This is a genomic window from Nitrospira japonica, from assembly GCF_900169565.1.
Lineage (GTDB): Bacteria > Nitrospirota > Nitrospiria > Nitrospirales > Nitrospiraceae > Nitrospira_C > Nitrospira_C japonica_A.
The window spans coordinates 368,117-387,068 of record NZ_LT828648.1; the positions used below are offsets into that span (position 1 = coordinate 368,117).

At 58.2% G+C, this 18,952-nt stretch carries 17 protein-coding genes and 1 pseudogene; 4 read left to right on the forward strand and 14 right to left on the reverse strand.

The genetic code is table 11. The features are described 5' to 3' along the window. Nucleotides 1-18: 18 nt before the first annotated feature. The 3 genes and pseudogenes from NSJP_RS01670 to NSJP_RS19965 form a co-directional block, all read right to left on the reverse strand. On the reverse strand, nucleotides 19-1,629 hold the full coding sequence (locus NSJP_RS01670) for an efflux transporter outer membrane subunit (RefSeq protein ID WP_080885209.1): 1,611 nt from the start codon (nucleotides 1,627-1,629) through the stop codon (nucleotides 19-21). A gap of 2 nt (nucleotides 1,630-1,631) precedes the next feature. Then, nucleotides 1,632-2,816: an efflux RND transporter periplasmic adaptor subunit gene (locus tag NSJP_RS01675; RefSeq protein WP_080885210.1), complete on the reverse strand. Its 1,185-nt coding sequence runs from the start codon at nucleotides 2,814-2,816 to the stop codon at nucleotides 1,632-1,634. Further along, nucleotides 2,813-5,987, reverse strand: a pseudogene (locus NSJP_RS19965) (efflux RND transporter permease subunit). Before NSJP_RS19965 ends, NSJP_RS01675 begins: the two are co-directional and overlap by 4 nt. A gap of 463 nt (nucleotides 5,988-6,450) precedes the next feature. Here NSJP_RS19965 and modA point away from each other — a divergent pair. Beyond that, nucleotides 6,451-7,278 carry a molybdate ABC transporter substrate-binding protein gene (gene modA / locus NSJP_RS01685; protein WP_172834088.1) on the forward strand — a complete coding sequence of 276 codons (828 nt, stop codon included), beginning with the start codon at nucleotides 6,451-6,453 and terminating at the stop codon, nucleotides 7,276-7,278. A gap of 38 nt (nucleotides 7,279-7,316) precedes the next feature. Here the strand turns inward: modA and NSJP_RS01690 are convergent, their stop codons facing one another. From NSJP_RS01690 to NSJP_RS01700, 3 genes are read right to left on the reverse strand one after another with little or no spacing between them, the layout of a single operon-like run. After that, nucleotides 7,317-8,033: a hypothetical protein gene (locus NSJP_RS01690; protein WP_080885212.1), complete on the reverse strand. Its 717-nt coding sequence runs from the start codon at nucleotides 8,031-8,033 to the stop codon at nucleotides 7,317-7,319. A gap of 27 nt (nucleotides 8,034-8,060) precedes the next feature. Continuing rightward, complete coding sequence (locus NSJP_RS01695) at nucleotides 8,061-8,489, reverse strand: hypothetical protein (protein ID WP_080885213.1); 429 nt, start codon at nucleotides 8,487-8,489, stop codon at nucleotides 8,061-8,063. A gap of 24 nt (nucleotides 8,490-8,513) precedes the next feature. Next, complete coding sequence (locus NSJP_RS01700; protein WP_080885214.1) at nucleotides 8,514-8,948, reverse strand: CBS domain-containing protein; 435 nt, start codon at nucleotides 8,946-8,948, stop codon at nucleotides 8,514-8,516. 228 nt (nucleotides 8,949-9,176) lie between these two features. Here NSJP_RS01700 and NSJP_RS01705 point away from each other — a divergent pair, with 228 nt between their 5' ends. Next, nucleotides 9,177-9,356: a hypothetical protein gene (locus NSJP_RS01705; protein WP_080885215.1), complete on the forward strand. Its 180-nt coding sequence runs from the start codon at nucleotides 9,177-9,179 to the stop codon at nucleotides 9,354-9,356. A 23-nt stretch (nucleotides 9,357-9,379) separates the two neighbouring features. Here the strand turns inward: NSJP_RS01705 and NSJP_RS01710 are convergent, their stop codons facing one another. Together NSJP_RS01710 and NSJP_RS01715 are read right to left on the reverse strand one after the other, a co-directional pair. Beyond that, a complete protein-coding gene (locus tag NSJP_RS01710) occupies nucleotides 9,380-9,778 on the reverse strand; it encodes a low affinity iron permease family protein (RefSeq protein ID WP_197685461.1) in 399 nt (132 codons plus the stop codon). A gap of 38 nt (nucleotides 9,779-9,816) precedes the next feature. Then, the gene (locus tag NSJP_RS01715) at nucleotides 9,817-10,782 is read right to left on the reverse strand and encodes a hypothetical protein (RefSeq protein ID WP_080885216.1); all 966 of its coding nucleotides are present in this window, start codon (nucleotides 10,780-10,782) and stop codon (nucleotides 9,817-9,819) included. Between the two features lie 754 nt (nucleotides 10,783-11,536). Here NSJP_RS01715 and NSJP_RS01720 point away from each other — a divergent pair. After that, nucleotides 11,537-12,634, forward strand: coding sequence for a Gfo/Idh/MocA family protein (locus NSJP_RS01720; protein ID WP_197685462.1), 1,098 nt, complete (start codon nucleotides 11,537-11,539; stop codon nucleotides 12,632-12,634). A 20-nt stretch (nucleotides 12,635-12,654) separates the two neighbouring features. Here the strand turns inward: NSJP_RS01720 and NSJP_RS01725 are convergent, their stop codons facing one another. The 3 genes from NSJP_RS01725 to NSJP_RS01735 form a co-directional block, all read right to left on the reverse strand. Beyond that, on the reverse strand, nucleotides 12,655-13,173 hold the full coding sequence (locus NSJP_RS01725) for a hypothetical protein (protein WP_080885217.1): 519 nt from the start codon (nucleotides 13,171-13,173) through the stop codon (nucleotides 12,655-12,657). A gap of 252 nt (nucleotides 13,174-13,425) precedes the next feature. Then, nucleotides 13,426-13,875: a response regulator gene (locus NSJP_RS19970; protein WP_080885219.1), complete on the reverse strand. Its 450-nt coding sequence runs from the start codon at nucleotides 13,873-13,875 to the stop codon at nucleotides 13,426-13,428. A gap of 194 nt (nucleotides 13,876-14,069) precedes the next feature. Continuing rightward, complete coding sequence (locus tag NSJP_RS01735) at nucleotides 14,070-14,543, reverse strand: carbohydrate-binding protein (RefSeq protein WP_080885221.1); 474 nt, start codon at nucleotides 14,541-14,543, stop codon at nucleotides 14,070-14,072. A gap of 453 nt (nucleotides 14,544-14,996) precedes the next feature. Here NSJP_RS01735 and NSJP_RS01740 point away from each other — a divergent pair, with 453 nt between their 5' ends. Beyond that, the gene (locus NSJP_RS01740) at nucleotides 14,997-15,959 is read left to right on the forward strand and encodes an NAD(P)/FAD-dependent oxidoreductase (protein WP_080885222.1); all 963 of its coding nucleotides are present in this window, start codon (nucleotides 14,997-14,999) and stop codon (nucleotides 15,957-15,959) included. A 26-nt stretch (nucleotides 15,960-15,985) separates the two neighbouring features. On the opposite strand, the gene NSJP_RS01745 is transcribed toward NSJP_RS01740, so the two are convergent. From NSJP_RS01745 to NSJP_RS01755, 3 genes are all read right to left on the reverse strand, one after another. After that, on the reverse strand, nucleotides 15,986-16,252 hold the full coding sequence (locus NSJP_RS01745) for a CV_2116 domain-containing protein (RefSeq protein ID WP_080885223.1): 267 nt from the start codon (nucleotides 16,250-16,252) through the stop codon (nucleotides 15,986-15,988). 119 nt (nucleotides 16,253-16,371) lie between these two features. Continuing rightward, nucleotides 16,372-17,358, reverse strand: a complete 987-nt coding sequence (locus tag NSJP_RS01750; RefSeq protein WP_197685463.1) for a glycosyltransferase — start codon at nucleotides 17,356-17,358, stop codon at nucleotides 16,372-16,374. 462 nt (nucleotides 17,359-17,820) lie between these two features. Beyond that, a complete protein-coding gene (locus tag NSJP_RS01755) occupies nucleotides 17,821-18,810 on the reverse strand; it encodes a glycosyltransferase family 2 protein (RefSeq protein WP_172834090.1) in 990 nt (329 codons plus the stop codon). Between the last annotated feature and the right edge of the window lie 142 nt (nucleotides 18,811-18,952).

The window sequence follows — 18,952 nt, forward strand, 5'->3', positions numbered from 1 at the left end:
TTAGCCTCAGGAAAGGATCTAGGACGGATCTAGGACGGGTCTATATGGAACGGAGGGCTTGGTCAGGTCGTTGTTGATCCAATTATTGCCCGCATTGACGTCGATGCCGCCGGCCGGTGCCGGCTTGTCGATATTGGTGTATTGGAATGTGCCGAACGGCTGAATTTGATCGTCCGTCGGCAGTTGTTTGCGATTCCAGCCTCCGCCGAGCGCGCGGATCAGTCCGACCGATGATCTCAGCAACTCGGCTTTGATCTGCACGGAATCGATGCGCGCCGTCAGGGTCGCCACCTGGGCATAAATCAGCTCGAGGCTCGAAGCCAGACCGCCCTGATAGAGTTCCGTGGTCAGATCCTGCGTCTTTCGCGTGGCCCCCACGGCCGCATCCTGGCGATTGGCGGCGAGAGTCAGCCGGTTGGTCAAGCTCAGATTGTTTTCCACCTCCCGAAACGCATTGAGCACCGTCGCCCGATACTTGTCCTCCGTTTCGCGATAGAGCGACCAGGATTGCTGCAATTGAGCACGGCGGTATCCGCCCTGGAAGAGGGGCATCGAGACGGTTGCGCCGTAAGACCAGAAGCTGTTGGCAAGAGAGATGAGATTGAAGGCGGCATCTTCGTATCCGCCTCCGAGGCGGAACGACACGTTGGGATAAAACGCCCCTCGCGCCATGCCGATGGCGCGATTGGCTTGCGCCATCCGGCGCTCCATGGCGGCGATGTCGGGCCTCCGTTCCAGCAGGGTCGAAGGGATGGTCTGCGGAACCTTGAACCTGGTCACGCGAATTTCATCGACCGGTTTGACGGAGAAACTGGCCGGGGCCATGTTCAGCAGAACCGCGATCGACTGCTCCACCACTTGGCGATGTCCCTGGATCTGGGCTCTTCTCGTTTCCGTCGTGAACAGCAGGGACTCGACACGGGCGACGTCGAGCGCCGAGGCAATCTGACCGGCGAACTGTGCGTTGACGATGTCCAGCGACTCCCGGTACAGCTCGATGGACTGCCGATAGATCGCGTCCTGCGCGTCGAGGCCGCGCAGCGTGAAATAACTTTCGGCGACTTGTGCCTGCAGGCTCAGACGCGCGAGCCCGTAATCCGCCGCACGTTCCTCGGCGCGGTACAGTTCCACTCTCATGGCATTACGGAGAACCGACCAGAAATCGGGCTCCCAGGAGGCCAGCCCCCCCGCGACGACGCTCGACTGCTCGAGCGGAATGCCCGGGGCCAGAAAGAGGTGATTGGCCGATGCGCGATTGTCCGAGGCGTCGAACCCGATACCGAAACGGGGCAGATACTGCGAACGGGCCTTCATCATCATGTCACGAACCTGGACGAACCGCTCGGCTGCGGCCTCCAAGTCCGGATTGGCCGCCATGGCCTGATCGACCAGCCGGTTGAGCGTGGGGTCTTCGTAGACTTTCCACCAATCCTGGCGGATCTCGTCGTCGGCGGGCTTGGCTTCGGCAAACGGACTGGATCCGTGCCAGGTCGCCGGCACGACATATTGAGGCGGCTCATAGGTCGGAGAGAGGTCAACGGCAGGAAAGCTGCACGCCGTCAGAACAGAAGCCAGCAGCCACAGGCCGCAAGGCCGCGCATGCCTCGCTGAAAATGATCGCAAGCTCATGGTCACTTGGCCGCCGACTCGCCGCTGATCAGGTCATAGCCGGCGGCGGGCTTCACGACTCGCACCTTGTCGCCGTCCAGCAACGCCGCGCTGGGATTATTTACAACGCGGTCGTTCGCGGAAATTCCGTCCGACACTTCGACGGCGCTGTCGAGCAGACGGCTCACGGTAATCGGCTGCATATGCACCCGGTCGTCATCCTTCACCACGGCGACCTGCGTCCCATGCTCCTGGAACACCAATGCCGTCGAGGGAATCATGAACACTTTTCTATCGACGGGTGCCGTGAGCACGACTTTGCCGTAGGAGCCAGGCCACAAGGCTCGATCCTCGTTCTCGATGGTAAAGACGGTGACAGCCGTCCGCGTGTTCACATCGAATCCCCGCGCGACGGTCAGAAATTTCCCGATGAAATGCCGAGTGGGCAATTGCGGCACGGTCACGTCGGCCGTGAGGCCCGGCTGCAGGAAAGGTCCAAACGACTCCGGAACGCTGACAAAGAGACGCATCATGCTGACGTCGGCGACGGTGAACAGGTTGCTGATGGAAACCGGCGTGCTGATCGTCCCCTCCTTGTTGACGTAGTCCCCCACGTTGATGTTACGCACGGTGACCACGCCGTCGTACGGCGCCACGATCGTCTTGAATCGAATGAGGGCTTCGAAGTTTCTGACGTTCTGCTCGGCGGCCTTGACCTTGGCCGCCTCGGCTTTGGCGTGGGCGACCTGGACCGAGATCGACTGCTCGGACACCGCATGGTTCTTCCGCAGTGCGAGCCAGCGCTTGGCGGTAATGTCCGCGAGCGCGTATTTGGCCCGCTCCGACTCCAGATCCGCTTTGGCCTGCGCGTATTGGGCGTCGAGGGCCGGCGCATTGATTTCTGCAAGAATGTCGCCTTTCTTGACCTGCGCGCCGTAGTCCTTGTACCACATCTTCACGTAACCCGAGACTTGCGCGTAGATCGGCGCTTCGAACCAGGCGGTAATATTGCCGGGCAGTGTGATGGTCTCGCTCGGATCCCCGGGCTTGGGGTGGACGACCGCCACGGTCGGTACGGCGTCCTCGACCGTCTTCTCGCGCAGCAATGCGGCGTCGCTTCGGCTTTCGTGAATTCGATAGCCGATGTACGCCACGAACAGCAGACCCAACGCCACGGCAATATACCGTCCCGTGAGCATCTTCATCATGAGCTCTGTTCCTTTTGCTGAGGTGGCCGCCTGCTATAGATCATGGCATATACGCAGGGCACGAAAAACAGCGTGAATATCGTGGCGACCAGCAAGCCGCCGATGACGGCACGGCCCAACGGCGCGTTCGTGGAATAGCCCGTGGCCATGGGGACCATCCCCATGATCATGGCCGAGGCGGTCATCAACACCGGACGAAAACGGGTCGTCCCCGCCTCGACCGCCGCCAAGACGGCATCGCCATGCTCCTGGAGCCGTTCCCGGGCATACGAGACGACCAGGATGGAATTCGCGGTGGCCGTGCCCATGGTCATGATGGCACCCGTCAGTGCCGGCTCGGACAGTCGCGTATGGGTCAAAAACAGCGACCAGGCTATGCCGGCCAGGGCCCCGGGCAGAGCCGTGATAATGATGAAGGGATCGAGCCAGGATTGGAAGTTGACGACGATCAACAGATAGACCAGCGCGATCGCGGCAAACAGTCCGAAAATCAGCTGAAAATAGGCATCGTGCATCAGCGAGGCCTGGCCGTGGATTTCGACTTCGGCGCTGCGGGGTTTCTCGTGCTCCATGCTCTTGACGACCTTTTCCACGTCCGTGAGCACGCCGCCGAGGTCGCGCCCTTCGGCGGATACGTAGATATTGAACAGCGGCATGATGTTTCCGTGCGTGACCACGCCCGGCGTGCCTTCCGCCGAAATGTCGGCCAGATTGCCGAGGAGCTGCACTTCGTGATCGCGCGACGTATTGTCTGAGGAATCGACCGGAACGGTCTTGATGCTGTTCAGGCTGTTGATCTGCGGCTGGGGCGTATACACATTGATCAGATAGGACATACCGGTCGAAGGATCGAGCCAATAGATCTGGTCGACCTGTTGGCTGCCCGCGGTCGTCATGAGCAAATTGTCGGCCATGTCCTTCAGGGTCCGGTTGACACCGAGACCGAACGTCCGGTTGCCTTCCACCATCAGCGTCGGTGTACGCATCGTCTGCTGGATCACCACGTCCACCGCGCCCGGAATGTCGCGGAACTTTCCCACCAGTTTTCTCGCGAACTCGTAGTTGGGATACATGTCGGGGCCGTTGACCTGCACGTCGATCGGGGCCGGCGCTCCGAAGTTGAGAATCTTCGCGGTGAGATCGGACGGCTGGAACGTAAATTCGGTTCCCGGGTAACGTTCCGCCAGGCCTTTGCGCAGCGTGCGCCGAAAGTCCCATACCGGCGACTTTTCATTCCCCAAGAGAATCGTCAGATCGCAATCCTGGGAGCCGATCGTCGGCGTCGGAATGAAGGCAAGATTGTGCGGTCCGACCGGCAGGCCGCAATTGCTGACGATGTTTTCCACCTGACCGGGCAGCAATTCCTCGATACTGCTGGACACCAGGGTGGCCAGACGTCCCGCCACCTCGATGCGCGTCCCGAGGGGCGCCCGCATATGCATCTGAATGACCCCCGACCGAATCTCGGGAAAGTAGTCCCGCCCGAGAAAAAAGAACAGTGACAACGAACACAGCGCAATGAGCAGCGTGATTTTGACGAACGTATTGCGGTTGGCAATCACCCGTTCGAGCCGATGGCCGTAGCCTTCACGAAATTGGTCGAACCGCCGCTCGAACCCCTTCTGAAAGCGGATGAAGAGGTTCCGGGACGGTTCAGATTGTCCGTGCTGTTCAGGCGGCTTCGACATGGTGACTCTTCAACAGATATTTCGCCATGGTCGGCACCAGCGTGCGCGAGAGAATAAAGGACGCCATCATCGCGATGATGACCGCTTCAGCCATGGGTTTGAACAGGTAGCCGGCGACCCCGCCGAGTTCGAACAGCGGAATCCACACGATCGCGATACAGAGCGTGGCGACGAGCGTCGGCACGACGATCTGATTGGCCGCGTCGATGATGGCCTGCTCGAGCGGCTTTCCCATTTCGATGTGGCGATCGATATTTTCGATCATCACGGTCGCATCGTCGACCAAAATGCCGACGGCCAGCGCCAATCCGCCCAACGTCATCACATTGATCGTCTCTTCGAGCCAATGGAGGCCGATGATGGCGGTCAGAATCGACAGCGGGATCGAAGTCCATACGATGACCGTCGCCCTCCACGATCCGATCAGCAGGAGGACGATGAGACCGACGAGCGCGCCGGCGGTCGCCATTTCATGCACCACGTCGAAGATCGAATCTTTGACGAAGGTCGAGGCATCGTCGAGAAGCCGGATCTTGACCCCCTCAGGGGAAATTTGCTCGGCACGCGGGATCATCTTCTTGATCCCGTCCACCACGTCCAAGGTCGAGGCCTCCGTGCTTTTCATCGCGACGATGATGACGGTTTGCTTGCCGTTCACCAATACCGCGTTTTGCTGCACGCGGCCCATGAGTTGTACCGTCGCCACATCGCGCAAATAGATGAACGCATTGCCGTCACGCTTGATCGGAATGTCGGGAAAATGGTCGATCTGCAACGGGGACGCATTCGTCTGGACGATCCAATCGGTCGATTTGATCTTGATATCGCCGGACGGCAGCACGAGATATTGCTTCATCAGAACGTTATGGACGTCCGTCGGCGTGAGATTACGGGCGAGCAGTTTCTGTTGATCGAGGTTGACCATGACCTGCATGTCCTGCCCGCCGTAGGGGTGAGGCAGGACGATTCCCGGCACGGTCACGAGAAGGGGACGGATTCGCATATAGGCCAGATTGTAGAGTTCCGCCGGCGTCATTCTGTCCGAGCTGATTTGCAGCATGGCCACCGGGATGGAGGACGGCGCGAGACGCATGACCATCGGGGGGGAAATATCGGGTGGCAGCGCCTTCACGACATTCTGCGCAATGCCTACGATATCCGCTTCGGCTCTCCCGACGTCGACTCCGTCCTGAAGAAAAATATTGGTGATGCTGCTGCCGTAATACGAGTGGCTGTGAATGTACTTGATGCCTTCGACAGTCGAGGTCAGAAAGCGTTCGAAGAGGTAGGTGATGCGTCCCTCGACCTGTTGCGGCAGCAGCCCGGAGTAGATCCAGACGACTGAGGTCACTGGAATCGTAATATTCGGGAAGACGTCGGTCGGCATGTGAAGCAACGTCTTCGTGCCCCACAGCACGATGAGAATGGACATGACGACGAACGTGTAGGGTCTTCGGAGGGCGATGAGAACGATTTGGTTCATGCGAGACGTCTACCTGAAGCGAGGCGATTTTCTGTCATTTGGATACCTTCTGTCCAGTTATGGTTTCGGAATCCCCCTAGGGGGACATAGCAAGTGCCTTACCGGTCTCTTTCGTTGCCATTGGAATGAGCCTTCTCTGGGCATTTGTCCGTTCAATCGCATAATTTTCCCAGTAATCAGCGTGATACAGTGATCGGGCCTGTCAAGTCACACCGCTGCCGCCGAGTCCTGGGAGACCACTAGTCGACATAGCGCACTGGGCGGCCTGTGCGAAAACTCACATTTCCATGCGAAGCAGTCGATCGATCCCAGGCCGCTTCACGGCTGATTCCTCATGAATGAAGAGAGTTTGATGAACTTTTCCATGCGCCGAAGGATGCGAATGAATTGGTATTGATCTTGCCATGATTTCTTTATCGCGAGCGAGTGATCATACGGCGATTCAGACCCGATGGAGGACGGCATGATGGCGGGAATGAGAGCAAGCGGTTTGGCGGCGGTGTTGACCGTCGGACTTGCGGGAATTTGCACAGCCGGAGGGCCGAATGCAAGCGGCATGGCCACGGCGGTGGACCAGCCCGCCGTCGCGTCCCTGACCGTCGCTGCGGCCCACAGTTTGAAACCGCTGTTTCAGGAGATTCTGCCCATTTTTGAGATCGAACACGGCGTGACGGTACAGGTGCTGTATGGTCCGTCACAGACATTGCGTCAGCAAATTGAAAAAGGAGCACCGATCGACGTGTTCCTTCCCGAGGGAGTCGAAGAAGTTCGGAAGCTCCAAAAGAAGGGTCTGACGCTCAACGGCGGAGCTCAGACCTACGCACAGACCTCGCTCGTGCTCGTCATGTCCACCACCTCCCAAGCCGCCTCGGTGTCGTTTCGCGACGCGCTGCCCGACCATGCCATCCGCGTCGCCCTCGTCGACCCCAAGACGTCGGCCATGGGTGAGGTGACCGCCCGGGCCTTGACCAAGGTCGACCCGGCCTCGCGGAGCCGTTCCCGGATCCTGCATGCACAACACAGCGACGACGTCATGAATCTGGTCAGCACCGGGGGGGCCGACGTGGGACTCGTCTATCGGGTCGATGCAATCAACAGCGGACAAGTCCGGATTATCGATGAGGCTCCGGCCGGCTCCGATCTCCCCGTTCAGTTCGGACACGCGGTCGTCTGGACATGCCGGGATTCGTCCCGGGACGTCGCGGAACAGTTTTTCGACTTTATCATGAGTCCCCGGGTCCAAAAACTCCTGCTCAAGTACGGCTTCGACTCCATCCCTTCCAAAGGATAGCGCGGCTTCAACCACCGAGACCTCGCATCATCCTCACCTCAGTCCTGGACGTAGAACCCGTTCAGGGTGTACGGGCCGAATCCGGAATTAGCCCCGCGAATGCGCACCTCCACCACGTCGTGGACCCATGTGGACACGTTCCAGATCGTGCTGTGGTTGAGTTCGGACCAGTACCACCAGCTCCCGTCTGTTTTCTTGAACCAAAACTGGATCGGCTGATCGCCGGCGACCCAAATCCACGGCAGGTCGAAGACTCTGGGCTTGTGGGACACCCGATCTTCGAGCCAGATCTTGATCCAATGGTCCTGCACGTGGGAGTGCATGACCCGCCGCTCATTAGTCCAATCCACGACCGGACAGGAGGCAGGCGTGCCTCGTCCGAACCCGCCTCCCAATCCGTCGCCCGGATCCGGCGTAAAACAATCCATGTCCGGATCTTCAAAGCTGAGATGAAAATGTCCATAGTTCATCGGCTCGACGTTGATATAGTCGTTGAAACACCGATGCCGATACGTCCAACAGGCGGCGTGCCCGTCGTTGCAAGGCTCGCGCTGGCCTGACGGGCTGATTCCCGTCGGCACGGCAAACGTAGTCCTGGCCTGGGCATACACATTGGTCAGAGCAAAATGATTGTCCCAATCCACGTAACAGGTTCCCAGCCACTCGTGCGCATCTGCCGCGTGCTCCGTGAAGAACGTGAACGTCGGCAGCATGACGACGAGACCAAGGAGCATGTACCGTCCCATCTCCCGCATGAATGCTTCCTCCCCGGTTAATGTGTCTCAATGCGTCCGCTTGAGTTCCTGAATGAGGGACGCGCGGCTCTGGACCAATGAGTCGCCGAGCTGCCGCATCGCCGTGTTCTTCTCTTCGGGTGCGAGTCCGGCCACGGCATGCAAATACTCGTGCACCAACGTCTGCCGTTCGGACTGCTTCCTCGCCTTGGCAACCTGCATACGCAAGCCGGCGAGATCCCGCTCCGGCGGGCGCGGCGTGACGGTCGCCGCAAGCTGCGCATCCATGAGACGGATTTGCTCGACCGTCGCGGGCCGCGGTTCCCCTGTCAATCGCCCCGGCCCGCCGAACGGATCCCCCGGTTGCGTGGGCGGTCCGGGCACGCATGCCGCAGCCAGACCGAGCAGAAGACACCCGCCCGTCATCACCACGCGAATGCCGACCTTTGTCACGAACAATGGAGAAGAATTGTGCACGGATCGCTCCTCTTCGCGTACGGGCTAGGACTCGATGCCGGGTCCCAACCCGATACGGGCCCGCAACAGATCATGACGCGTCACCGAGTACGCAACCTGCCCCTCCTTGATCACCGGGATATTGATCAAATGTTTTTCGTTCATGATGCGGATCGCGTCGCCGATGGTGGTCGATTCATTCGCGACGAAATGACTCGTGCTCATGATCTGATCTGCGGTCACCGTGTTCAAGTCCTTGCCCGATTCGATCGCCCTGAGCAGGTCGAACTCGCTGACGAAACCCATGAATTTTCCTTGATCGTCCACGATCGGTGCCCCCGAGGAATGGGTGGCAAGCAATTCGAGCGCAACGTCCATGCCGGTTTTCTTGGTGTGGATCCGCAAATCGTTGGTGGCGTCGATTTCGCCCAACGTCTTGAATCCTCCCGGTGGAACACCTTCCATTGTTGTGCTAGCCATACAGGACCTCCTGGTGAAAGCTCGAGCCTTTCTATACCTGTGGTCGAGGGACAGAAACTAGGAGCATCCCGAGCTTTCGATTCACGCTCCGATCGATGACCCTCTTCGGCCGATCCAACGGCGCGAAGCATCGGCTCGGTGAGACAGCGTCCGGGTCATGACCTGGAAGAAGCCCTAGTAGCGCAAACGGGAAATTTTTGAGAGGTAGAGGAAAGAAAGAGAGGCGATATGACCACCAGCCAGGCCGCCGAACTCAGAGTGAAATGGAAACAGCATATCGATGCCCCTGCATGCGAGCATCTCAATCTGGAATTGGAATGGAGCGACAACGGGTACCTGACGGGGAACTATAACTGCATCGTCTGCGGCCACCCGGTTCTTTCAGGAGCGAACAACCGAGATTCCTAGCCGGTCGATACATTCCGCGCGACTCAATCTATTTCCGGCGTGTCGACGTCTTTCCAGCCGTCACGTACCTGCCGCCTGGCGCTCTGGGCAAGGGATTGGTAGCGCTTGAGAAAACGATCCAAATCTCGCTGTGTCAATTCTTCGAGATCGAGCAAGGCATTGTGTGCTCCGCGTGTCGACCTGATCAATTCGTCCAGCTTGATTTGAATCGCGCTGCTGTCACGGTTCTGCGTGTTTTGAATCAAAAATACCATCAGAAACGTGATGATCGTCGTGCCGGTATTGATCACCAACTGCCAGGTATCGCTGAATCTGAAGGCCGGTCCCGCAACGGCCCAACAGACGATCACGGCGAGCGCGCCCCCAAAGGCCCAGGGGTGCCCCATGATGACCGCGCAATGTTTTGCAAATCGCGAAAACATTCCTGACATCCCCGCATGGTGCCCGCCTCGCCGATATGTCATTGGCCTGCCCCTTTCATTGCCTCATGCCTGACGTGGATGAATTCGCCCAGAAATTGCTCAAGCTCTTCGGAAAACAATTGGACATGCGCCTCGAGCGTCTCCAGCATCGAGGCACGCGCTCGGAGATCGGCTGACGCATAGGTGCCGCCGGCGCCGAATATGAGCGCCATCCGGTCGTCTTCACCGGGGGAGCCTGGCTCACCGAGGCGACCTTGTTGGCGCCACGCGTTGATGACGTCGTCTCGGGCCGTCGCGGATCGATCCGCATGATGCGGCCTCTGAAGAAATCGCCACACGGCAGGCGAAAAGATCGTCGAGCGTGTCGGATTGTCCCACACCTCCTTGAGAAGATTGCGCTCATGTGAGAATTCCTGTTTCGTCGCGGTAAAGAGCGCCATGCCGCCAAAGAGCGAGGCCAGAACACCCGAAGCCACCGTGCTGGCGTCGCTCGCGGTGGTGGCGGCTCCGGCCAGACCGATTGCCCCGGACACGATTGAAGCCACCCCCGCCACCACGATGGAAACCAGCGTCAATTTCTTAACTCGTGCCGAATCGATTTCGTCCATTCTATCGGCGACTTGATCGGCGCGATCACGCTCGCACACGATTTCGGCCGTCGTCGAGGACACCTCAAAAAGGGTCAGCAGCAGGCGGTCGGTCAGCATCTGACGTAATTCAAGAAACGCCAGGCCATGGGACTCGCCGGCATGATCCAGAACGGCCATTTTGGATAACAATGGGAGCACGTTCATCACGGCGGCAAGTTGAAGAGAACGCTCGGACAGAGGAATAGCCGTCGGATCCACGGAGGCAGGCGCGTGTGCGATCTCGACATTCATGGGCCTGACCGGCCCACAGTATCGCTCCGGGGTCGTCGTTTGCGTGGAGGGAATGATGAAGGAGCAACCGGTTGCAATCAGCGCCTGAGAAAGCGCAACCGCAAGAGGCTGAGAGAACCGCATATGACCTCTGGAAATTCTCTGAACTCGGTTGCCTTCAGGCACTGCCGGAGCAACGACTTTCCTGCCCGCTGTCTATTGCAGCCAACTTAGCCACTACACGTCATGGATGCCGTCCGTCGGTCCTTTTCGATTCATTATGGGATTTCTTTTTCTTTGATTGTCTCCTGGCCATTTTAGAAGCTTGTTTTCCCAGCGCTGTTCTCGTCCGTTTCGGCAGATGCGCAATCGTCCGGCCTCGTTTGGCTGCGCCTATGGCTTTCTTGATATTGCGGCGTGCTGCCGCCCTCTGGCTTGATGACGCCATGGCGCTCCTCCTATGTGACGTGAACGAGCTAGGGCGAGGGAGTGGTTGGCATCGATGACGGCGGAGGCACGTAGGGTTGGAGCGGCGCAGAGAACCAGTCACGGAGCAGAAACCATGCAACCAGCAGAATAAAGAACACGGCAATGAGCCTTGTCCACCATACTGACCAGCCGTCTTCGAATATATTCATCATGGTTAGATTCACCACATCCAGCCCCAAAATTGAACCCGGGCAAACCCTCGGTCCGTGATCGGCGCCGCCACTATTGACTGAATCTTGCGGCCGGCCTGAGCGACACGGTCCACGCTGGGGTTGAGAGCACTTCAAGATCAAGGGACATCCCTAGTCCTGGACCCGTGACCTCCATGCTATCGGTTAAACGAACCGTCGCCGAGTCCGTACAGCCATATGGTCCGCGTCAAGGCATGCGTCGCCCGGTTCAAACCATCATGAAACGTATCCGTTATGCCGTAGTCGGACTGGGACATATCGCCCAAGCGGCGGTACTTCCGGCATTTGCCCATACGGCTTCAAACTCACAGCTCACCGCCCTCGTTTCCGGCGATCCCGCAAAGCTCAGGACGCTCAGCCGCCGGCACAACATTTCTCATACGTATCGCTACGCGCAGTATGAACGATGTCTGCGAGAGGGACATATTGACGCCGTCTATATCGCGCTTCCCAACAGCCTGCATTGTGATTTCGCCGTACGAGCGGCTCGAGCGGGAATTCATGTGCTGTGCGAAAAACCCATGGCCGTGACTGCGGAGGAATGCCGCCGGATGATTCGCGCAGCCGATGGCCGGCGCACCAAATTCATGGTCGCCTATCGACTTCACCTGGAACAGGCCAATGTGAAAGCCGTGCAGATCGCTCGGTCCGGCAAGCTCGGAACGTTGCGGATATTCAATTCCGTCTTCACGATGCAAGTGCGTCCAGGGAACATCCGCGTCCGACGACAACTGGGCGGCGGGTCCCTGTATGACATTGGCGTGTACTGCATCAACGCGGCCCGCTATCTTTTTCAAGATAACCCGGTCGAAGTCAGCGGCTTTTCCGTGAAAGAAACAGATCGACGCTTCCGCGAGGTGGATAAGATGTCGGGCGCCCTGATGCGGTTTCCCGGCGACCGTCTCGCAAGCTTCGTGTGCAGTTTCGGAGCAGCGGACGTATCGTCCTATGAAATCGTCGACACGAAGGGACGGCTGCTACTCGACCCTGCCTTCGAATACGTCGGCTCCCACACCCAGCGTGTGACGATCGATGGGGACACGAAGGCCGAGCGATTTCAACCCGGCGATCAGTTTGCAGCGGAGATCATCTATTTTTCCGATTGTATTCGCTACGATAGGGAACCCGAGCCGTCAGGGTTGGAGGGATTGATCGACGTCCAGATCGTTCAGGCCCTCTATCAATCGGCGAAACGCAGGAAATCCGTCACGCTGAATCTACCGGCTAAACGCCGATGGCCGACGGTCAAGCAGGTCATTCATCGCCCTCCCGTGTCCAAGCCCAGACTGGTGCGAACCCGGTCTCCATCACTCTGAGGCCTCGCCGGGCGCTGCCTTCATTTCTCTTCTCGCACCGCGTCCTGATTGTTCACCGCCTGAAAGTCGTTTGCAAACGCCGATACCAGGTCTTCGACCACTTTCGTCGCTTCGCCCAAACTGTTTGCGCCGGGAGTTCCGATCACGCCCTGCTCCCACGTGCTCGCAAACATCTTTCGCTGCGGCCGATGTGCCAACACTACCGACTGCTTGAGGGCCACCGTGACGACGTACACATACTGGTTCGATTGAATTCTGTAGGTGCCTACCCGCACGTATAGAGACGGTTTCGACGGGGAAGACGCCTGTTCCACGGGCGTAAGGATCCTCGTCCCGCGTGATTGCAGCGATCGTTCCGCGGCGGCCCGAATCAATTCCTCGGATAACCCCTCCGCCTGGGCATCCGACGGGACTTCTTCAACGACCACCGTAACTCCGGGAAGATCCCGCAAGGACTCGCGCTGGATAGACGATGCTCCGTGCGCAACGCCGGAAGTGAAGGACCATACGATCGCGCTCAGTAATACGAGATAGTGCATGAGATCACCAAATTATGAATGGATAAGAACGTCGCACGATACCGCGAATCCGAGCGACTGACAACCCCCGGTTCGTCATCTGGAAGACTCGCCAGTAACAATAGTACGGGCCAGGCTATGACATAACTGAGCCTTTCGAGCCGTAGCCGGAATCACGGGATGACGGAGGAAAGATCGGCATCGCCTGGTGCAGAGGAAAACATGAGACCGGCAGGATTGCAGAACAGCTGCGCGCCTGTTCAGCCACCCACTTCACGTAGCTCCAGGCGGCTCACCTCCCGGCCGGGGTTCGTTGGTAAGAGTCGTACCATGCGAATGCTTGATTTCTTGAACGGCCGCGCGTATCGCGCCATTCAGTTCGTACATGGTTTCTTTCTGTATGACTGCCTTCGCACCAAGCTCGAGCATCGTATCGCGATACTCATCCGCATTGGCCGACAGACCGAGGATGGCTATATGGGGAAAGTGGAGTTTGATGTACCGCGCCGCCTCGATCCCGTTCATCCTGGGCATGTTGATATCCATCACGACGACATCCGGAAGGAGATCTTCCGTAAGGGCAGTGGCTTCCGACCCATCAACCGCTTCACCGACCACCCGCAGGTCTGTTTGATCCGCAAGCATGCGACGGATGACCATTCTCATCATCGCATTATCTTCAGCCACCACTAGACGAATGGGACGACACCTTCCGTCGACCATCGCTCACCCTCCACATCATCATTTTCCAATAATGAGAGGAGGCCAGGAGTCCGTGGACTCGGAAGATCCCTTGCAGAAGACATCACGATGCCGCATATTCCAGAAATGTTTCCAGAATTGAGTTGGAGATCGTCAAATACGCAACAAAAGCGGAGGCTGCGACACCAGGTCAATACAAAGCCTGCGCACCGACATTACCCGATTCGCCATTGGATGAGCGATGCAGTGGCGGGGGTACCGGCAATGTCCGGAATGATGGTGAGCTCGAGCATGACGGCTCCCGGGAGATCGACGTCATGATCTTCGATTTCACGTATCGATCCCCGTGGGCTAAAATTCCATTGCTGACGTACAATATGTTGCAACGGCTGGGATCCGCCAGCTGACCATCGCAAGGTGTATTCTTGCGTCCGCTGCAGAACCGATTCGACAAACTCCAGCCGAATCCGCTTTATGGTGGTCGGCCGACTAAATAGCAGGCGGATGACTTGTTCTCCATGCATTCCTGCGCGCCATCCTGAAGGCCGATCAGGCAATAGTGCGTTCTCGATTGGCCTCGCCGGATCCTCTGACGTCACTTCCACGTCCGCGAGATGTTCGATACCAAGCCACTCCGGATCGGACAAGGCCGTCTTGCTGTACGATCGGCCGATGAAACGTTTACGCATACGCCCGCCTATGGTGACTGCGCCTTTTCGTGTTCATGCCCGCGGCAATCCGCATGGGGGCAGTGACAAAGACCCGCCGGCAATCCCTGCCGACATTCATCGCTGCAAAATTCCTTTCCTTCAGGAATATGACATGTGCATAGGGGCACGGCACATTTTTTCATCGTCTCCCTCCTGACTTGTCTGCAGCTGCAGCCAACATCCTCCTGGAGCAGAGTCACCTTCTGAGGCACAGGCCAATGCTGGCACGATCATGCCGGAGGACAAACTAGGGAAATACCTGGCGAAGGAGTACGGGGTGGATGGTCAACACCACTTTCTCGCATGGCGGCACGTGAGAAGACTCAGTCCCACTCGTCCCTGAGCCTTGAACTACCGCCTTCACCTTAAAAGTGTGATAGAAGGTGCGCTGACGATTTAAGCGTTGTTGTGCCAGTCAGAAGGAGTCGAACCATGTACGACGTCATCATCATCGGCGGAAGCTACGCGGGGCTCGCCGCGGCGCTCCAGCTGGTGCGGGCACGTCGACACGTGCTCATCGTCGATGCGGGTCAGCGGCGAAATCGCTTCGCGCACGGCTCACACGGATTTCTCGGGCAGGATGGACAACCACCGGCGGCCATTGCGGCAAAGGGGCGATCCGAGGTCCTCGCATACCCTACCGTCACTTGGCGGGAGGCGCTCGCGACCGAGGCTCGCTCCGTCTCAGACGGCTTTGTCGTACGTACCGGATCTGACGAGCATCGGGCGAAACGTCTCATCCTCGCCACCGGCGTCGTCGATGAGCTGCCCGCCATTTCCGGTCTGGCCGACCGGTGGGGCAAGCAAGTCTTCTCTTGTCCGTACTGCGACGGTTACGAGTTGGGGATGGGGCGCCTCGGCGTGTTGGCGACGGGCGTCGCGTCGACGCGCTTCGCCCTCCTGATTTCCGAGTGGGCAGGAGTCGGGAAGACTACGTTCTTCATCAACGGCGCCGTCGAGCCGGAGGCTGAGCAGCTCGCCGCATTGGCATCGCGTCACATCGAGGTTGAGCGCGGGGAGGTCGTCGAGGTCGCGGGCAACGAGCCTGTTTTGGAGCTGCGTCTCGGCAATGGACGTTCCAGCATACTGGACGGCCTCTTTCTCCTCCCTCACACGCGGCTCAACGGCCCCTTCGCCGAACAACTTGGATGCGAGGTAGAGATGGGACCCCATGGTCCCCTGTACAGGACTGACGAGACGAAGGAAACGACCGTGGCGGGCGTATTCGCGTGCGGCGATGCCGCGCTGACGATGCCATCAGTCGCGTTCGCCGTTGCCGACGGCGTGAGGGCGGGAAAATCCACGCACCAGTCGCTCGTCTTTGGATCGGTGAAAAAGGAGGAGACGAAGACCCAACGCGACAGTGATGGAGCCCTACCCGAGCCAAACCCGTGACCGAACCGTCACCATGAATTGAGCACTCAATTGTGGCATGTGAGGGGGCTCGCATGCGTTTCGTTTACCGACAATCCAGGGACGTTGCCATCAATAATGCGTTGCGCATAGCTGATGCCGTGAAGATCGGCCTCCTCCTCACTTCCGTACGGCAAGTCTGCCGTGAAGGATCGCGTCCTCGTGGTCCCCTTGTGCCGCCAAAAGATCTCGAGACTGATCGTCCACTCATTGAACGTTCTGCCGTGTTGCGGGAAGGACTTGATGGTGTAGCCCTGGTGGATGACGGTTTTCATGTGATCACTCCCCCTGCTACAAGTGCAAGGACCTTTACAAAGCTTGCATTGCAGGCACTCCGACCGCATGTGCGCGCATAAGACTCGTATCGCCGCAGGGCGCGAAGAATGCCGGCCGATTATCGATGCACCATCATTGAAACGCGCGTTTTCACTCGAGCCAGGAATCTGTTCTCCTTCCGACCCGGAGGCGGAAAAGGGAGTGAAAGCGGCGGCCTGTAGAACTTGAGGCTTCCATGCAATGCTCCCACCTGCCAGGCGAAGTACCATATCCATCGATTCCAGGCCAGGCCGGTCCGAGAGCTCGGGAGCGCCTCGATCAATCGGATCCAGTTCTTGATGTAGGTCCCCCAGGAATGGAACTGACCAACGGCTTGCTGCTGATACCGCTTGGCCAGCAGCACATTGTAGAGCGCCGATTGCCGGACCTGCTGAAATCTTCCCGCCTCGTCGTTCCTGCATCGAATATGGAGCACCGCATCAGGCACCCATTCGATCCGGCACCCCGTCTCTTGAATTCTGAAGCAATATTCCGTGTCCTCAAGAACAGGAAAGGCCTCATCAAATCCCCCGACCTGCGCATGAAGGGCGCGCTTCACGCCTAACGTGCCACCCCCGGCATGCTGAAGGTATGGCGGATACCAGGTTTTTTGCAGCCCATGGTGTTGATCATGAAAGGCGTGCTGCTGCGCCAGCGCCGGCTCATTGAGTTTCGTAAAGTCCACTCGGCAGGCGACACAATCAAACCGGGACAGCGCGGTCGCCATAGCCGCGAGCCATCCTTCCCCCACGACGTCGTCGGCGTCGCAAAAGACAATCGACTCACCATAGGCTGCTTCGACCCCCACATTGCGGGCATATGGCCTGCCCTGTCGATCCAGCGCATCGACGATCCGAAGATTGCGGACTCTTCCGACATACTGTCCGACAATTCCGACGGTGTCATCGTCAGATCGGTTATTGACGACGACGACTTCCCACGGCATGGAACATTCTTGACTCGCCAATGCCTCGAGCTGTGCCCCGATCGTACGGGCTCCGTTATAACAGGGAATCACCACGCTCAGTTTTACTTTCGTTGCTTGATGCGGTTTATCGTCCATCATTCCCCCCAATGGCAAACGGCCGCACGAGTTTGTCGGACACGTCGAATGTAGATGGACGTGACGAAGCGTCGCAGGAAGAGGTTGCTACTTGGAGTTCAAAGAAGCAGGCGTGAAAGGGCAGGAAGGCACGGCAATCGAAATGCACTTCATCTAAATTTGGCGGATCACAACCATGACGATAGCGGGAAACATCTGATTCGTGCGAAAGCAGGGGGGATATGAGAGTGGAACTTGGGGCTCGCATGAGAGCCTTGATGAGGTTCGGTGCGCGAAGTGGCTACCGCAAATGCTGGCAAACGCTATCACAATGCTACGAAGCAATGATAGGGTGAAAATTATTAAATATATTCAATGGTTAGAGATTCAGAATTCACGCGATGCGGAAAGGACCTCGGAGGATTCTGGGGATCCGATCGCACCCGAGCACCATTCTCGGAATGAACGGCGGCGAAGGGGCGGGCACTATACGAACCTCCTGATTACCGGTTTGAGCGCAGCTTCCAGCCGCTGAGGGCACCATAGCCGGAAGAACAAATATGCCGTGCGCCATGACGGACGCCGACGAAACTGACCGAACAGAAACGACAATGCCCACGCCCGATGTCCGTTGCGGCCGTCTTCGAAAGCAGACGTCGTGACTTCGTACAGCTCCTGGGCGATCCTTCTGCGGATGACAGGCTGAGTTTCCTCGTCGGCGATTCCGAGATGCCTGCTCCAGATGGCGATATTTGGTTCAAAATGCTTGAACCGCCTTCGATCGATCTGACCCGACCAACTCGACGGCTGGTAACGGTATCGCACGAGTGATTGCTTGATTAAGATAATAGGAAACCGGGCCGCGACTCGAATGAACATGTCGTAGTCGCTCGACCCTCCACCTTCATGGAACAGCCCCACACGGTCTAACACCTGCTTAGGAATAATGACTTGCGATGGTGTCTCGATCAAACAGTGGTGGAGCATCGGAAGATACAAACTTGCCGAAAGCATCGCGCCGTACGGAAGCGTCTCGTACTCTTTCACAATTCCGTTGAAGAGAGTCGGAGTAATGATCATCCCGTTGCTCGAATTGAACTGTATCCCGTCGACCGCGATCATGCCGGCGTCGGGATAGCGACGAGCAGCTTCGATCTGCACGGCCAACTTTTCAGGTTCCCACAGATCGTCTCCGTCCAGGAACGCAAGAAGTTCGCCGCGTGAATGCCGGACGCCCGTATTGCGGGTTGGCGCCCCCTCCGCATTTCGCACGGTGCCTTGGTTGCTCGCGTGACGGACATAGCGGATGCGATCGCCAAAACCCGCTACTCGAGTTTCGGTGTCATCGGTGGACGCATCGTCGACGACAATGACTTCAAAATCCTGGTAGGTTTGGGCAAGAACACTGCGGATGGTGTCTTCGATGCACCAGCCCAGATTGTAGGCGCTGATGATGACGCTGACGAACGGGTCCATTTCGCTACGTCCCACGTCCTGCTGCATGGTCGGCAGCAGATCTTTGGAAGTGTTTCCGAGTCTGCCGGGAACCCTCGCTCAAACCCGGTTATGTGCGGCCCATTATCGTCCGGCGCAGCCTCAGATGCAATCAGAGCTGTTT

Bases quoted from the DNA above. Each gene is read 5' to 3' on its own strand.
- NSJP_RS01670 (WP_080885209.1), bottom strand. From the start codon at position 1,629: ATGAGCTTGCGATCATTTTCAGCGAGGCATGCGCGGCCTTGCGGCCTG.
- NSJP_RS01675 (WP_080885210.1), bottom strand. From the start codon at position 2,816: ATGATGAAGATGCTCACGGGACGGTATATTGCCGTGGCGTTGGGTCTG.
- modA (WP_172834088.1), top strand. From the start codon at position 6,451: ATGATGGCGGGAATGAGAGCAAGCGGTTTGGCGGCGGTGTTGACCGTC.
- NSJP_RS01690 (WP_080885212.1), bottom strand. From the start codon at position 8,033: ATGCGGGAGATGGGACGGTACATGCTCCTTGGTCTCGTCGTCATGCTG.
- NSJP_RS01700 (WP_080885214.1), bottom strand. From the start codon at position 8,948: ATGGCTAGCACAACAATGGAAGGTGTTCCACCGGGAGGATTCAAGACG.
- NSJP_RS01705 (WP_080885215.1), top strand. From the start codon at position 9,177: ATGACCACCAGCCAGGCCGCCGAACTCAGAGTGAAATGGAAACAGCAT.
- NSJP_RS01710 (WP_197685461.1), bottom strand. From the start codon at position 9,778: ATGTTTTCGCGATTTGCAAAACATTGCGCGGTCATCATGGGGCACCCC.
- NSJP_RS01715 (WP_080885216.1), bottom strand. From the start codon at position 10,782: ATGCGGTTCTCTCAGCCTCTTGCGGTTGCGCTTTCTCAGGCGCTGATT.
- NSJP_RS01720 (WP_197685462.1), top strand. From the start codon at position 11,537: ATGAAACGTATCCGTTATGCCGTAGTCGGACTGGGACATATCGCCCAA.
- NSJP_RS01725 (WP_080885217.1), bottom strand. From the start codon at position 13,173: ATGCACTATCTCGTATTACTGAGCGCGATCGTATGGTCCTTCACTTCC.
- NSJP_RS19970 (WP_080885219.1), bottom strand. From the start codon at position 13,875: ATGGTCGACGGAAGGTGTCGTCCCATTCGTCTAGTGGTGGCTGAAGAT.
- NSJP_RS01735 (WP_080885221.1), bottom strand. From the start codon at position 14,543: ATGCGTAAACGTTTCATCGGCCGATCGTACAGCAAGACGGCCTTGTCC.
- NSJP_RS01740 (WP_080885222.1), top strand. From the start codon at position 14,997: ATGTACGACGTCATCATCATCGGCGGAAGCTACGCGGGGCTCGCCGCG.
- NSJP_RS01745 (WP_080885223.1), bottom strand. From the start codon at position 16,252: ATGAAAACCGTCATCCACCAGGGCTACACCATCAAGTCCTTCCCGCAA.
- NSJP_RS01750 (WP_197685463.1), bottom strand. From the start codon at position 17,358: ATGATGGACGATAAACCGCATCAAGCAACGAAAGTAAAACTGAGCGTG.
- NSJP_RS01755 (WP_172834090.1), bottom strand. From the start codon at position 18,810: ATGGACCCGTTCGTCAGCGTCATCATCAGCGCCTACAATCTGGGCTGG.